Raw genomic sequence first — 15987 nt, 5'->3', positions numbered from 1 at the left:
GCGCGATGCCGCCCGGATGAGTTAAAGCTCAAAAATAAAGAACACTACACGTCAAGCAGCAAACGGGTCGGGTCTTCTAACATTTCTTTAATCGTCACGAGGAACCCGACTGATTCACGCCCGTCAACCAGGCGATGATCATAAGAAAGAGCCAGATACATCATCGGCAGGATAACTACCTGACCATCGACGGCCATCGGGCGATCTTTAATTGCATGCATACCCAGAATCGCACTCTGCGGCGGGTTGATGATCGGCGTTGACATCAGTGAACCAAACACACCACCATTGGTGATGGTAAAGTTACCGCCGGTCAGATCTTCCACTGTCAGCTTGCCGTTCTGACCTTTAACAGCCAGTTCTTTGATGCGTTTTTCAATCTCAGCCATGCTCAGCGCATCAGCATCACGCAATACCGGTGTAACCAGCCCGCGCGGTGTGGAGACGGCAATACTGATATCGAAATAGTTGTGATACACAACATCAGTGCCATCAATAGACGCGTTCACTTCCGGATAACGTTTCAGCGCTTCAACCACGGCTTTCACATAGAACGACATAAAGCCCAGGCGCACACCATGGCGTTTTTCAAACGATTCGCCATACTGTTTGCGCAGATCCATCACCGGCTTCATGTTGAGTTCGTTAAAGGTAGTCAGCATCGCAGTACTGTTTTTCGCTTCCAGCAGACGCTCCGCCACACGCTTACGCAGACGCGTCATCGGTACGCGTTTTTCACTGCGGTGTGACAATGCCGCCTGAGAAACAGACTCAACAGCCGCGCTATCAACGCCTTTCGGCTGTTGTGCCAGATGTTTTTCCACATCTTCGCGGGTCAGACGACCGCCGACACCACTGCCGGCAATATCTGCGGCATTCATGCCATGCTCTGCAATCAGACGGCGGACAGCCGGACTTAATGCATCATTTGATTCTTCATCCAGCCCGGCATTCTGGCGCTGCGCCGGTGTGGACTGTACTTTTTCTTTTATTTCAGCCGGTAAGCCGGTGCTGTCGCCCAGACGGATACGCCCCAGCAACTGTTTAGACAGCACTGTCGCACCCTCTTCTTCCAGCACTGCTTCCAGAATACCGGCGTCAGAGGCAGGCACTTCCAGCACCACTTTGTCTGTTTCTATTTCCACCAGCACTTCATCACGTTCAACACGGTCACCCGGTTTTTTGTGCCACGTCGCAACCGTGGCATCGGCGACAGACTCGGGGAGCTCGGGAACCAGAATTTCTATGCTACTCATTTCTTATCCTTAGTTGATTCAACGTTCAGTGCATCATTCACCAGCTCTTGTTGTTGTTGCTGGTGAACAGACGTATAGCCCACAGCCGGAGATGCCGAGGCCGGACGACCCGCGTAGCGCAGTGCTGCACCTGCCGGGACCGCCTCACGGAAATTATGCTGGCAGCAGTACCAGGCGCCCTGATTCAGCGGCTCTTCCTGGCACCAGATGAAATCCTTCACATGCGCAAACGGCGCGAGAATCTCATGAATATCGTCATGCGGGAACGGATAGAGCTGCTCGATACGGATCAGGGCAACATCTGTCTGATTATTTTTGCGGCGCTGCTCTAATAAATCGTAATACACTTTACCGGAGCACAGCACCACACGCTTAACATCCGCAGGATTGAGCTTATCGACTTCATTAATAACCGCTTCGAAACGACCTTCGGCTAACTCTTCCAGGGAAGAAACTGCCAGCGGATGACGTAACAGTGATTTCGGTGACATAACAATCAGCGGACGGCGCATACCGCGCAATGCCTGACGGCGGAGCATGTGATAAACCTGCGCCGGTGTTGACGGAATGCACACCTGCATATTCTGCTCGGCACAAAGTTGCAGATAGCGTTCCAGGCGGGCACTGGAGTGCTCCGGTCCCTGACCTTCGTAGCCGTGCGGCAGTAACATCACCAGCCCGCACATTCTGCCCCACTTCTGTTCGCCGGAGCTGATGAACTGGTCAATAACCACCTGCGCCACGTTGGCAAAGTCACCGAACTGGGCTTCCCAGATAGTCAGACCGCGCGGATCTGTTGTTGCATAACCATATTCAAAGGCCAGAACCGCTTCTTCAGACAGAACCGAGTCCCAGACATTAAAGCGCCCCTGAGCATTATGAACATTCATTAACGGCACATAACAAGAGCCGTTGGCCTGATTATGGATAACAGCATGACGATGGAAGAATGTTCCGCGCCCGGCATCTTCACCGGACAGACGGACAGGAACGCCTTCATCTGCCAGTGTGGCATACGCCAGGGTTTCAGCGCCGCCCCAGTCAAATAATTTTTTACCTTCCGCCATGTCTGCGCGGTCAGTATAAATTTTCTCAACACGCGGGTGCATCTGCACTTCTTCCGGCACGGCACTGATACGGCGGGCCAGATCCTGCAAACGTTTCAGTTCGACTTTATTGGCGTAATCGTCATTCCAGTCATGATTAAGGTACGGCTCCCACGTCAGAGACGCTTTGCCGATTTCCCGCCACTCTTCCACCACACAGTCTCCGCGATCCATAGCATCACGGTACATATTGACCATTTCAGTCACATCACCGGCGGTCACAATGCCTTCTTCAATCAGTCTGTCGCCATAGATTTTACGCGGCGTCGGGTGCTGTTTGATTTTCTGGTACATCATCGGCTGGGTTGCACTCGGCTCATCCGCTTCGTTGTGCCCGTGACGGCGGTAACAGACCAGGTCAATCATGACATCGCGGTTAAAGGTGTTACGGAAATCCAGCGCCAGGCGGGTAACAAATGCCACTGATTCCGGGTCATCCGCGTTCACATGGAAAATCGGCGACTGCACCATTTTCATTACATCAGTACAGTATTCGGTGGAACGGGTATCTTTCGGGTTCGAGGTAGTGAAACCAATCTGGTTATTGATAACAATACGAACTGTCCCGCCGACTTCATAGCCCCGTGCCTGTGACATATTCAGGGTTTCCTGAACAACCCCCTGACCAGACACCGCAGAGTCACCGTGAATGGTGATCGGCAATACCATCCTGCTCAGACTTTGCGGCAGGCGATCACGGCGGGCACGGACAGAACCGATAACCACCGGGCTGACAATTTCAAGGTGAGACGGGTTAAATGCCAGCGCCAGATGAACCTGCGCGCCTTCTGTGGCGAAATCAGAGGAGAAACCCTGATGATATTTCACGTCACCGGTGCCCAGATGGTCCTTGTGCTTTCCGGCAAATTCATCAAACAGGTCTGCCGGTTTTTTACCGAACAGGTTAATCAACACGTTCAGGCGACCACGGTGCGCCATTCCCAGAACGACTTCACGGGTATCCTGTTTACCGGCATGACGGATAAGATCTTTAAGCATCGGAATGAGGGAATCGCCTCCTTCCAGAGAGAAACGTTTTGCCCCCGGGAATTTAGCCCCGAGATAACGCTCCATCCCTTCGGCGGCAGTCAAATCTGCCAGGAAACGCCGTTTTTCATCCGCACTGAACTGTTTGCTGACAACCACGGATTCCAGGCGCTGCTGGAGCCAGCGTTTCTCTTCGGTATTCGTGATATGCATGTATTCGACGCCGACAGCGCCGCAATAAATACGTTTTAATTCGTCGTACAGCTCACTCAGCTTCATGGTTTCACGACCAACAGCGAATGAACCGATATTAAAGGTTTCGTCAAAATCAGCTTTGGTCAGATTGTGGAATGCAGGGTCCAGATCCGGAACAGGCTCCTGTTTCCACAGACCGAGCGGATCAAGATCCGCATTCTGATGACCACGGAAACGGAATGCGTTAATAAGCTGGAGAACTTTAACTTGCTTGGAATCCATCGCCGGATCGCTGACGGAGGTATGATAGCGGGTTGAATCTTTCGCCAGACGACGGAAATAGTCGCGGGTTTGCGAATGAGGTTGTTCTGTAACATCCGCTTTCGGCAGTGAATCGAAAATTACCCGCCAACTTTCATCGACGGAGGACGGATCTTTCAGATAGTCTTCATAGATATCTTCTATGTAAGCCTGGTTTTCTCCAGCCAGAAAGCTGGAATCCAGCCAGTCCTTCAGTACGCCGTTCTGCATTGTGATCCCTTTAAGCTTAGAGCTTTATCCCCTTTATCTTCCGGGCTGCAATGTACCGGCTGCGCTGCATGTCCGGAAAACATACCAAAATATGTTCTGCGGATTGTCTCGTCTGCCGCCTGCCTGCACCCTGAATGACGTTGGGTATAGTTTTCGCCGTGATAACTAATACCGCGATATAGTGCGGTGCGTAATGGATTCCCGGGTCGTGCTTGTGCATCTTCTGTTCTGAGTATCCCTGAGGAACCTTTAGCAACGGCTGACCGTTGCTGAAAATCCCTGTGATGTCTATTACCATACTTACATTTGAATCAAAAAACTCACATCTTAATCACAATTAGCTACATTTTTTCCCGCATCTAACACTTACTGCGATAGATTATACCTATTGTTACACGCTGGTAAAAGATGCCTGCCGGCAGGCATCTTATTATTATCAACCAGTTATACCCTTATTCATTCAAACTACAGGTTCGTTGGCGACATTCAGCCAGCCTGCATCCTGAATGACGTTGGATATAGACAAAACAAAATTATGCACTGCGTTTAAGTAACATTGATTTAATATGCCCGATTGCTTTTGTCGGATTCAGCCCTTTCGGACAAACACTGACGCAGTTCATGATGCCGTGACAGCGGAAAACACTGAAAGCATCACTGATATCATCGAGACGTGATTCTGTCTCAGTATCACGGCTGTCGATCAGAAAACGGTACGCGGCTAATAAACCGGCAGGACCGACAAATTTATCCGGATTCCACCAGAACGACGGGCAGGATGTTGAGCAGCAGGCACACAGAATGCATTCATACAGACCATCCAGCTTTTCACGCTGCACCGGTGACTGTAAGTGCTCACGCGCAGGCGGATTTTTGCTGTCATTAATCAGATACGGGCGAATTTTTTCATATTGTGCATAAAACTGCCCCATATCCACCACAAGGTCACGCACAACCGGCAGACCCGGCAGCGGGCGGATCACCACCTTTTTACCGCCTTTCATCAGTACCGACAGCGGCGTGATACAGGCCAGACCGTTTTTGCCGTTCATGTTGATCCCGTCAGAACCACACACACCTTCACGGCAGGAACGGCGGAATGACAAAGTCGGATCCTGTTCTTTCAGCTGGATTAACGCATCCAGCACCATCATGTCGCGACCTTCTTCCACATCCAACTGATAACTCTGCATGTGAGGTGCGTTATCAACATCCGGGTTATAGCGATAAACTGAAAATTCAACATTCATAGTATTCTCTCCGCAATTGCCTTATCACCACACATCAGTAGGTCCGAATTTTCGGCGGGAACGGATCACGCAACTTAGGTTGCATATTCACCGCACGGCGTGTCATGGTTTCGGATTGCGGCAGATACAGGGAATGACACAGCCAGTTCGCATCATCGCGATCCGGATAGTCAAAACGGCTGTGCGCACCACGGCTTTCAGTACGGAAATTCGCTGCGACTGCTGTGGAATAGGCGGTTTCCATCAGGTTATCCAGCTCCAGGCACTCAATACGCTGGGTATTGAATTCAGAGGACGTATCATCCAGACGCGCATATTGCAGACGCTCTTTGATGGTTTTCAGCTCTTCCAGCCCTTTCGCCATAGCATCCCCTTCACGGAATACCGAGAAATTATTCTGCATACAAGCTTGCAGTGCTTTGCGGATCTCAACCGGATCTTCACCTGCGCGGGTATTGTTCCAGCGGTTCATGCGGGTCAGCGCTTCTTCCACGTCTGATTGCGCAGCATCACGCATCGCGCCCTGCTCCAGAATCGATTCTTTCAGATGCAGACCGGCAGAACGACCAAACACCACGAGGTCAAGCAGTGAGTTTCCGCCGAGGCGGTTCGCACCGTGAACCGAAACACAGGCAATTTCACCGACAGCAAACAGACCCGGAACCAGTACATCCTCACCCTGTTCATTGACTGTCAGTACCTGACCGGTAACCCTGGTCGGGATACCGCCCATCATATAATGACAGGTAGGAATGACCGGGATCGGCTCTTTCACCGGATCAACATGCGCAAATGTCCGTGACAGCTCCAGAATACCCGGCAGGCGGGATTCCAGGACGTCTTTACCCAGATGGTCGAGTTTCAGTTTGGCGTGCGGACCCCACGGACCATCACAACCGCGACCTTCACGAATTTCGATCATAATGGAACGGGCTACCACATCACGCCCGGCAAGGTCTTTGGCATTCGGCGCATAGCGCTCCATAAAGCGTTCACCGTCTTTATTGAGCAGATACCCGCCCTCACCACGGCACCCTTCTGTGACCAGCACCCCGGCACCGGCAATCCCGGTCGGGTGGAACTGCCACATTTCCATATCCTGCAACGGCACTCCGGCGCGGACTGCCATGCCGACACCATCACCGGTATTGATATGGGCGTTGGTGGTGGACTGATAAATACGCCCTGCACCGCCGGTCGCCAGAATCGTCGCTTTCGCTTTGAAATAAACAACTTCGCCGGTTTCGATACAAATAGCGGTCGTGCCCATAATGGCGCCATCCTGGTTTTTCACCAGATCAAGGGCGTACCATTCGGAAAAAATAGTGGTGTTATTTTTCAGGTTCTGCTGATAAAGCGTGTGCAGCAGTGCATGACCGGTACGGTCAGCGGCAGCAGCGGTACGCGCCGCCTGTTCACCGCCGAAATCACGTGATTGTCCGCCGAACGGACGCTGATAAATCGTGCCGTCATCCAGACGGGAGAACGGCAGACCCATGTGCTCAAGTTCCAGAACCGCTTCCGGTCCGGTTTTACACATATATTCGATAGCGTCCTGGTCACCGATATAATCCGACCCTTTTACTGTGTCATACATATGCCATTCCCAGTTATCGGGATGGGTATTTCCCAGCGCAACGGTGATACCGCCCTGGGCTGATACCGTATGAGAACGGGTCGGGAAGACTTTGGATAACAAGGCACAAGACAGGCCGGACTGCGAAATCTGGAGGGCTGCGCGCATGCCTGCGCCGCCTGCGCCGATAACAACGGCATCAAACTCTCTGACAGGTAAGCTCATTTATACACCCCACACAATGATTGAACCGTAAATGACATAGGATAATAGTGCAATAATAACAATGAATTGCAGTATTAATCGCAGGCTCACGCACTTAACGTAATCCGTCAGTACCTGCCATAACCCGACCCACGCGTGGGCAAGAATGGCAATCAGTGTCAGGGTAGTGAAAACCTGAGTGAATGAAGAGGCAAAGAAGCCACGCCAGACGTCATAAGTAATATCTGAGGTAAACGCGACAAAACCGATGATGTAGAATACATAAAGCGTAATCACAATGGCGCTGGCACGCAGAATTAACCAATCCTGAATACCGCTGCGACCCAGTGTGGTTGCGCTGTTTTTTGAATTTGTCACCATACCAGAACCCCCGCCAACACAGCTAAAATCACAGCCAGAACCATGGAAATCTTCGCAGATGAAATACCGGCAGCCAGTGTTTCATCAACAAAACCAAAATCCATTAACATGTGACGAATGCCCCCACAGATGTGGTAAGCCAGTGCGGTGAGAATGCCCCAGAGGATAAACTTCGCGAAAAAACCACTCATAAGGTCAGCGGCTTCCCGGAACCCTTCCGGTGATGACAGCGACAGCCCTAACAGCCACAGCAGAATCGCTACAGCAATGAAAGTGATGACGCCGGAGGCACGGTGTAAGATTGAAGCGATTGCAGTAATCGGAAAATGGATCGTCTGCAAGTCTAAATTGACAGGTCGTTGTTTTTTCACAATTTTGCCCACACAGCTTTTTATTATTTTTCCTTCCTCCGGACCGGGGCGGAAATCAGACAGCGCAGGGAAAGTACGAAAAACACTTAAGTAAAATACACATCCGTAATGTTTTACAAAAGTAATCATTCAGTTACGCTGGGTGCTCCTGCTTCGGGGTATTCCGGAGACCTTGGGGCAGTATATTGGCTTCACAATATGATTACAATTCCCATACAAAATGTTTGGTCAGATTTAGCCAGAACAGTGAATAAGATCACGGTTCACACAATAAAAACGTCCATTCTTATTACTTGTGACATTTTGACAACAATCGACTTACATCTTGTGGTTAAATGTGAATATTAAAACGACGGTTACCGGCAAGAAAGACTTCCCGTAAGTGCAAACTTATGCAAAAGTGTTATCTGCAAAAATAACCCGGCATCTTGTCACACAACATTATTTTTATCGCAGCACAATACTTAATTAACAATCTGATAACTAACAGTACGCCGTGCCGGATAACGTAACACCAGGTACGGTATCCTCAGGACAGAGGCTGCTGTAATTATCGAAATGATTGTATGCCCAACGCCATTCAGGATGCAGGCTGAGCGTAGTCAATGAACCTGCAGGTTGAATGAATAAGGGTATAAAACAAATAATAAATGCGCTAAGGAGACCTACATGTCTAATATAAAGGCGGAGCTGACAATTAACGGTATCAAGGTAACTGATCTCGATGTCCTGACTCCTACCCTCGGTCAGTCTGTGATCGACGTCAGGGCGCTGGGCAACCAGGGTTACTATACCTTTGATCCCGGCTTCACCTCCACCGCGTCGTGTGAATCAAAAATTACATATATCGATGGTGATGAAGGTATCCTGTTACACCGCGGCTTCCCGATTGAAGAGCTGGCGATGAAATCTGATTACCTGGAAGTGTGCTATATCCTGCTGTATGGCGAAGCACCTGACCAGAAAGAGTATGACGTATTTAAAGAGACGGTAAAACGTCACACCATGATCCACGAGCAAATAACCCGCTTATTCAACGGGTTCCGCCGTGACTCTCACCCGATGGCCGTTCTGTGTGGTGTTACCGGGGCGCTGGCGGCGTTCTATCATGACTCTCTGGATGTAAACAACCCGCGTCACCGCGAAATTGCCGCTTACCGTCTGCTCTCCAAAATGCCGACTGTTGCTGCAATGTGCTATAAATATTCAACCGGACAGCCGTTTGTTTATCCTAAGAATAATCTCTCCTACGCCGGTAATTTCCTGCGCATGATGTTTGCCACACCTTGTGAAGAGTATGTGGTCAATCCTGTGCTGGAACGCGCAATGGACAGAATTCTTATTCTGCATGCGGATCATGAACAAAATGCATCCACTTCAACAGTACGGACTGCCGGTTCTTCCGGTGCCAACCCGTTTGCCTGTATCGCTGCCGGTATCGCATCCCTCTGGGGACCTGCACACGGCGGGGCAAACGAAGCCTGCCTGCGTATGCTGGAAGAGATCCAGACAGTGGAGCACATTCCTGCCTTTATTGAGCGTGCGAAAGATAAAAATGACTCTTTCCGCCTGATGGGCTTTGGTCACCGCGTGTATAAAAATCATGACCCGCGTGCCAAAGTGATGCGTGAAACCTGCCATGAAGTCCTCAATGAGCTGGGGCTGAATGACAGCCTGCTGGAAGTGGCGATGGAGCTTGAGCGTATCGCACTGAATGACCCGTACTTTATTGAGAAAAAACTCTACCCTAATGTGGATTTCTATTCAGGTATCATTCTGAAAGCACTGGGTATTCCGTCAAATATGTTTACGGTGATTTTTGCTATCGGACGCACCATCGGCTGGATAGCCCACTGGAGCGAGATGCACGACGACGGTATCAAGATCGCCCGTCCGCGTCAGCTCTATACCGGCTACACTGAGCGTCCGTTTGAGACTAAAGTTAACAACCGTTAATAATAGTAACAAGACAAAAATACCCGGTAATAAAACCCTCTCAGGAGGGTTTTTTATTCATAATTATCTTATTTTTATTCATTTTCCCATATAATCCCCGGGCGTTTTCCCTGTCATTCCCCTGAAGAATGACACAAACGCACTGTCACTGGTAAAACCCAGCTCCTGAGCGATATAGCTGTAACGGTACTTTTTAGCCAACAGTTCAACAGATTTAATCAATCTCCACTGCTGACGCCACTGCTGATAACTCAGCCCGGTTTCGCGCCGGAAAATCCGTGTAATGGTTTTGTCACCCGCACCACAGCGACCCGCCAGTTCATTCAGTGGCGGCGGCAATGTGTGTGTATCCAGACCACTCAGCCGCCGATCAGTTGGTAATGGCAGCCTCATCGGCTCCCGTCCGGCAATTGCCAGTTCATCAAGAAACACAGCAAGTAAATGAAGTAAACGCGGCTGCGTCCAGTCACTGTCAAACGGTAGTTGTGCAAACAAGAACAGAATTTCCCGCAACAACGGCGAAATATCCATAATTTCACAGGTCGCCGGTAACTGCGCGCTGAGCTGTGCATCCGGATAGAGGGATCGGTAACCCACTGCTTCAAACATCTGCACCCGGTGCGGCATTGCCGGCGGGATCCACGCAATTCGCGTCGGCGGCAGTACAGACAAGGTATCCGTCAGCGTTATCCTGATAGCGCCCCGCTCCGTAAACAAAAACTGTCCCCGCTGATGCTGATGAAAACCGGAGTCATGCTGTGCCGCCATTTCAGCGGCGATCCCGACAAGCGGTGCTGTATGCAGATCGGCATTAAACGGGTCATGTTGTTTCAGCCACGCCATATTGTCCCTTTTGATAAACAAACTGTCCTTATTATTATAATAAGACATTTATCCTTTTGCTAATCTCTGCGTCGTTCATTTCAGTGACAACAAAAGGAAACCAAAATGACAATACAAAAACCGGCATTAGCCTTGATGGTTGCGCTGATGATGTTCCCGCAGATAGCGGAAACAATTTACAGCCCGGCACTGACGGATATTGCACAGGGCTTCAGCATCAGCGCGGCGCAGGCGGGACAAACATTGTCGCTGTATTTCTTTGCCTTTGCCGCCGGTGTGGTCACCTGGGGACGTTTATGTGATATCGCCGGACGCAGACGTACCATGCTGAGCGGATTAGTGCTCTACGCGGCAGCCTCTGCCGGGGCGGTCTTCACACAGGAGTTCAGTATATTGCTGATACTGCGGATGCTGTCCGCATTCGGGGCGGCGGTCGGTTCTGTCGGCACACAAACCATTATGCGCGATAGTTACCGGGGTGATGAACTGGCAAGCGTATTTTCCGTTATGGGAATTGCGCTGGCCATCAGCCCGGCGCTGGGCATGTTCAGCGGTGCGGTACTCACCGGTTTTGCAGGTTATCAGGGCGTATTTTCCGGGCTGGCGGTACTGGCGGTCATCCTGCTGGTATGGACAGTCGTTGCATTACCGGAAACCCGCCCGGCTCATATTACGCAGATTTCGCTGCCGGAAACGGCTGTCCGGATGTTGAAGGACCGGTTTATTCTGCGCAATGTATTATTAATCGCTTTCCTGAATATCAGTTTGTTCAGCTATTATCAGTTAGCCCCGTTCTGTTTCAGCAAACTGGGGTTCACACAGCAGGAATTCGGCTACAGCGGATTACTCATGGCGGCAGGTGTGGCTGTCGGTTCTGCCACTAACCGGATATTGCTCAAGCGCGGATGGCACAGTCATTCACTGATCCGCCTGGCGTCCGTCATTGGTATTATCAGTGCAGCCGGAGTCTGGTCGCTGCAAAATACTATCCTGTTTGTTCTGCCGGTGACGGGTATTGTTACCGCTTACGGGATTGCTGTCCCGAATATCCTGGCAAATGTATTACAGGATTACCGGGATCGTGCAGGCACCGCCGGTGCATTGCTGGGGCTGATGTATTATCTGCTGATTGGCGCAGGTCTGGCACTTTCCGGGTTCATCCAGCACCTCGGATGGACGCTATTTCTTTGTGCTGCAGGGACACTACTTTTTGCGCCACGCAAGGTTGTTCAGGTAACGCAGGCCGGGTAATACACAACAAAAAGCCGATCATCAGATCGGCTTAATATTACTGGCTTAATATTACTGACTGAATATTGTTGACTGAATAATTACGCCGGATTCGGAATATCCACAAATATCACATCCAGCCCTTTTTCATTTTTCAGCCACTCACCCAGTGCGCGGATACCACCGCGTTCGGTGGCATGATGTCCTGCGGCAAAGAAATGCAGCCCCATTTCACGGGCAATATGAATGGTTTGTTCTGAGACTTCACCGGTCACAAAACCATCCACACCCGCATCGGCCGCCATCTGAATAAAACTCTGACCACCGCCGGTACACCATGCCAGTGTTTTTATCTGTGCTGGGGCATTATCCCCGCAATGCAAAATGTCACGGCCTAACCCCTGCTGTAAGCGCTGTGCCAGCTCTTCTCCGGTCACAGGTACGGAAAATTTACCGCAGGGAACTAATTGATCCAACTGTCCTGTTACCGTTACACCCATCAAATCAGCCAGTTGCGCGTTATTACCAAGCTCAGGGTGTCCGTCCAGCGGCAGATGGTAACCGTATAAATTGATATCATTACACAGCAGTGTTTTGATCCGGCGCTGCTTCATGCCGCGGATAGCAACAGGTTCATTTTTCCAGAAATAGCCGTGATGCACCAGAACAGTATCGGCATTCAGCAAAACCGCTTCATCCAGCAATGCCTGGCATGCCGTCACACCGGTAACAATGCGTTTTACTGTTTTCCGCCCTTCAACCTGTAACCCGTTCGGGGCATAATCCTGATACTCATGTACCGCAAGTTTTTCATTGATAATCTGTTCTAATTCAAGATGATTCATGCTTTTTATCCTATTCTGGCGAATAGGTTTACCATACCTGTCAAAGAAAATAATAGCAATTTACAGATAAAAAAAACGCCCCGCGATAATATCGCCGGGCGCCTCTTTACTGCCGCCGGTTAACCTGCCGGTATCAGTGCTGTTGTCCGCTGTTCAGAGTCATTTCTGAACGGGCCAGCCAGACAGGCTTATTGCTCGTCTTGGACCACACACGATACAGATAACTCCAGAAGCGGGCGCGATCCCGGTAAAACAACATAAACGGGAACGCCAGGATACCTAAAGTGACTACACCGGTACGGCGCAAGAGAACCTTATGCAACGGATATGTTTGATATGTTGACATTGAGTCCCCCCTTTTTACGGATTATCGCGAAATGCGCTAATCCTGAATGTGATCAACTGTATGACCTGCTGTTATAATAACCTGTTTGCTGAAACTTTACCACTCATCTGACCACTTGCAAGGGGGGTGATACGCACAAAATGCCCCTTTTTTGTAATCGTGTTGCGTAATTGTTATTTATTTATCATTTTATCAGCATTTCATTCTAAAAAAAATCAAGCCCTGCTTACCAGCCCATGAATTACAGACGAAATAATTGATAATGAATTATTAATAATACGAATCATTTATACCTAACGTCATTCAGGATGCAGGATGCAGGAATGTGGCAAGGGTATATAGCCACCAGTTCTCTGCCAAATTATATTGTTTTGCAGACATAAAAAAAACGCGGAGGGGTATTCCCGGCTCCGCGTTTTTCAACGTGAACAGCAATCAGTCAGCTATCACCTGATTTACTATCTCAATCGCTTCTTTTTCAATCTGAGCCAGATGTTCCGGTCCGCGAAAACTTTCACAATAGATTTTATAGGCATCTTCTGTGCCGGACGGACGGGCGGCAAACCAGCCCTGCTCACTCATAACCTTCAGACCACCGATAGACGCGCCATTGCCGGGTGCGGTTGTCAGACGGGCGGTGATCGGGTCCCCGGCAAGGGTATCTGCTTTTACCATCTCAGGTGACAATTTTGATAAACGTGACTTTTCATCATAACTGGCAGCGGCCTGAATACGGCTGTAACACGGTGAACCAAATTTTTCTGCCAGCTCATCATAATGCTGCTGCGGGTTTTTACCGGTCACAGCGGTCAGCTCTGCGGCTAACAGACAAAGAATAATACCGTCTTTATCTGTTGACCATGGCGTGCCGTCAAAGCGCAGGAAAGACGCACCGGCGCTTTCTTCACCGCCAAATCCCAGCGTGCCGTTATATAAACCGTCAACAAACCATTTGAACCCGACCGGAACTTCGATCAGCCCGCGCTGCAAATCCGCGACAACGCGGTCTATCATGGCGCTGGACACCAGGGTTTTCCCGACATTAACTGAGGCAGGCCAGTCCGGACGGTGCTGAAACAGGTAATTGATAGCGACTGCCAGATAATGATTCGGATTCATCAGCCCCTTGGGCGTAACAATACCGTGGCGGTCATAATCCGGGTCATTGGCGAACGCCAGTGAAAATCTGTCCCGCATACTGAGCAGCCCGTCCATCGCCCACCTGGATGAACAATCCATGCGGATCACCCCGTCATGATCCAGCGGCATAAAACGGAAAGTCTGATCAACCTGATCATTAACCAGCTCAATATCAAGATCATAAAAATCACGGATGCGCTTCCAGTACTCAATACCGGCGCCACCCAGCGGGTCAACACCAATTTTAAGCTTCGCGTTACGGATAGCATCCATGTTGACCACATCACTGAGAGAGCAGACATACGGGTCAATCAGATTAACAGCACTGACCAGCGGACTGCACAGCGCATCACTGACCGGCATTTGTTTTATCTGATCAAAATGCCCTGCCAGCAGATAATTAGCGCGTTTTTCAATCACTGAGGTGAGATCAGTATCAGCAGGACCACCGGTTGGCGGATTATATTTGATACCACCGTCTTCAGGCGGGTTGTGCGACGGGGTGATAACAATACCGTCGGCTTTATCCGCATGTGTACGGTTGTAAGTCAGGATCGCATGAGAGACAGCCGGGGTCGGAGTAAAACCATTGTTTTCCTGAATGATTACGCGGACACCATTTGCAGCCAGTACGGATAATACTGTCAGGAAAGCCGGTTCAGATAAGGCGTGAGTGTCTTTGCCCACATAACACGGACCACAAACACCCTGCTGCTGACGAATTTCGGCAATAGCCTGTGTCACCGCCAGGATGTGCGCTTCATTAAAGCTGCAGCGTCCGGCACTGCCACGGTGCCCCGAAGTACCAAACTTCACCTGCTGGGCAGTGATTGCCGCATCAGGTGTAAGGGTATAATACTGAGATGTAAGCTGCGCCACATTGATTAAATCAGATTGTTGCGCAGGCTGACCAGCCCGCGGATGCGTGTGAGCCACTGTGTCATTTCTCCCTGATTATGCCGTTACCGGCCGGTACTCATGCTTTTTACAAAAACAGACAGGCAAAATACCCCTTACAGGGTATTGCAGACTTTCTCTACCGTATTTACCGGGAAACCCATTCCCTGCATAATCTGCTCGATCATACTCTGTTTTCGTTGTGTATTTGTGTTGGTGATAACCCAGAAAGGGGTACCCGGAATATGCCGGGGTTTGCTGGTTTTACCACTGGCCAGCAGTGTGTGTTCATCACCGGCAAAGTAAACGCGGGTGCGGCCATGCAGTTCATCCGTGCTTTTCTGAAAACTCAGCGGATCAATACTGTACAGCGCGGAGAGCACCAGCATAAAGCGATCGATTGTTTTCTTTTTTTCCGCGTAGCTGTCAGATAACAGCAATTCACGCACCGCACGGACAGGGTCCAAAGGGGCCGTTTTCACCGGACGGGATGCGGCAGCCGGCGTCTTATTGTCTGTGCCGCTGACTGGTGCGCTGCTGACATCCGGTGCCTGCGGCCCTAAATTCAGCATACGGCGTAAAATCACCGATGCACTTTCACCAATGTGCTGTGTATGGCCTGCAATATAACGATAAAGCTCTTCATCTACGTCGATTGTTTTCATTTCTACCCGGTTCTTTTATTCGTTAACGCGAAACGCTTCATTATAAGATAGAAAACGGCAAAACAAAACAAGTAAAATTTCAATAACTTAAACTAAAAACATCCGGTTATGTTCCTCATCCTCATTTAAAAAATAAATCAGTAAGTTATCGTTTTCAGACGCTGTTTTTCCTACAGATACATCTTCGCAACATCTTGGTTTCCCCGCG

At 50.0% G+C, this 15987-nt stretch carries 13 protein-coding genes; 2 read left to right on the top strand and 11 right to left on the bottom strand.

Translation table 11 applies throughout. The annotated features are described in order from the left end of the window. Positions 1-44: 44 nt before the first annotated feature. The 6 genes from odhB to sdhC all read right to left on the bottom strand — a co-directional run bounded on the left by odhB (position 45) and on the right by sdhC (position 7869). Positions 45-1256 (bottom strand): 2-oxoglutarate dehydrogenase complex dihydrolipoyllysine-residue succinyltransferase, encoded by a 1212-nt coding sequence (gene odhB, locus AYY16_RS18785; RefSeq protein WP_067370287.1) that lies wholly within the window; start codon positions 1254-1256, stop codon positions 45-47. Continuing rightward, positions 1253-4075, bottom strand: a complete 2823-nt coding sequence (gene sucA, locus AYY16_RS18780; protein ID WP_067370284.1) for a 2-oxoglutarate dehydrogenase E1 component — start codon at positions 4073-4075, stop codon at positions 1253-1255. Before sucA ends, odhB begins: the two co-directional genes overlap by 4 nt. A gap of 533 nt (positions 4076-4608) precedes the next feature. After that, on the bottom strand, positions 4609-5325 hold the full coding sequence (locus AYY16_RS18770; RefSeq protein WP_067370276.1) for a succinate dehydrogenase iron-sulfur subunit: 717 nt from the start codon (positions 5323-5325) through the stop codon (positions 4609-4611). A 34-nt stretch (positions 5326-5359) separates the two neighbouring features. Next, a complete protein-coding gene (gene sdhA, locus AYY16_RS18765; RefSeq protein ID WP_067370272.1) occupies positions 5360-7126 on the bottom strand; it encodes a succinate dehydrogenase flavoprotein subunit in 1767 nt (588 codons plus the stop codon). Next, positions 7127-7486 carry a succinate dehydrogenase membrane anchor subunit gene (gene sdhD / locus AYY16_RS18760; protein ID WP_067370269.1) on the bottom strand — a complete coding sequence of 120 codons (360 nt, stop codon included), beginning with the start codon at positions 7484-7486 and terminating at the stop codon, positions 7127-7129. It lies immediately after the preceding gene. Next, the gene (sdhC, locus tag AYY16_RS18755; RefSeq protein ID WP_067370369.1) at positions 7480-7869 is read right to left on the bottom strand and encodes a succinate dehydrogenase cytochrome b556 subunit; all 390 of its coding nucleotides are present in this window, start codon (positions 7867-7869) and stop codon (positions 7480-7482) included. The genes sdhD and sdhC overlap by 7 nt, the downstream gene beginning before the upstream one ends. 657 nt (positions 7870-8526) lie before the next feature. On the opposite strand from sdhC, the gene AYY16_RS18750 reads away from it, so the two are divergent. Next, entirely contained in the window at positions 8527-9813 is a 1287-nt protein-coding gene (locus tag AYY16_RS18750; protein WP_067370265.1) for a citrate synthase, read from the top strand. 78 nt (positions 9814-9891) lie between these two features. Here AYY16_RS18750 and AYY16_RS18745 read toward each other — a convergent pair whose 3' ends face one another. Then, entirely contained in the window at positions 9892-10656 is a 765-nt protein-coding gene (locus tag AYY16_RS18745) for an AraC family transcriptional regulator (RefSeq protein ID WP_067370365.1), read from the bottom strand. A 105-nt stretch (positions 10657-10761) separates the two neighbouring features. On the opposite strand from AYY16_RS18745, the gene AYY16_RS18740 reads away from it, so the two are divergent. Continuing rightward, positions 10762-11907, top strand: coding sequence for a multidrug effflux MFS transporter (locus AYY16_RS18740; RefSeq protein WP_067370262.1), 1146 nt, complete (start codon positions 10762-10764; stop codon positions 11905-11907). An 80-nt stretch (positions 11908-11987) separates the two neighbouring features. Here AYY16_RS18740 and AYY16_RS18735 read toward each other — a convergent pair whose 3' ends face one another. The 4 genes from AYY16_RS18735 to seqA all read right to left on the bottom strand — a co-directional run bounded on the left by AYY16_RS18735 (position 11988) and on the right by seqA (position 15779). Further along, positions 11988-12731, bottom strand: coding sequence for a type 2 GTP cyclohydrolase I (locus AYY16_RS18735; RefSeq protein ID WP_067370259.1), 744 nt, complete (start codon positions 12729-12731; stop codon positions 11988-11990). Between the two features lie 133 nt (positions 12732-12864). Continuing rightward, the gene (locus tag AYY16_RS18730; protein ID WP_067370256.1) at positions 12865-13077 is read right to left on the bottom strand and encodes a YbfA family protein; all 213 of its coding nucleotides are present in this window, start codon (positions 13075-13077) and stop codon (positions 12865-12867) included. A gap of 435 nt (positions 13078-13512) precedes the next feature. Beyond that, on the bottom strand, positions 13513-15153 hold the full coding sequence (pgm, locus tag AYY16_RS18725) for a phosphoglucomutase (alpha-D-glucose-1,6-bisphosphate-dependent) (protein WP_067370253.1): 1641 nt from the start codon (positions 15151-15153) through the stop codon (positions 13513-13515). 77 nt (positions 15154-15230) lie between these two features. Next, positions 15231-15779 carry a replication initiation negative regulator SeqA gene (gene seqA / locus AYY16_RS18720; RefSeq protein WP_067370250.1) on the bottom strand — a complete coding sequence of 183 codons (549 nt, stop codon included), beginning with the start codon at positions 15777-15779 and terminating at the stop codon, positions 15231-15233. Positions 15780-15987 lie beyond the last annotated feature (208 nt).

This window comes from Morganella psychrotolerans, from assembly GCF_001676155.1.
Classification (GTDB): domain Bacteria; phylum Pseudomonadota; class Gammaproteobacteria; order Enterobacterales; family Enterobacteriaceae; genus Morganella; species Morganella psychrotolerans.
The sequence above is the reverse complement of the archived record's forward strand: the minus strand, read 5'-3'. Positions and strand labels throughout refer to the sequence as shown.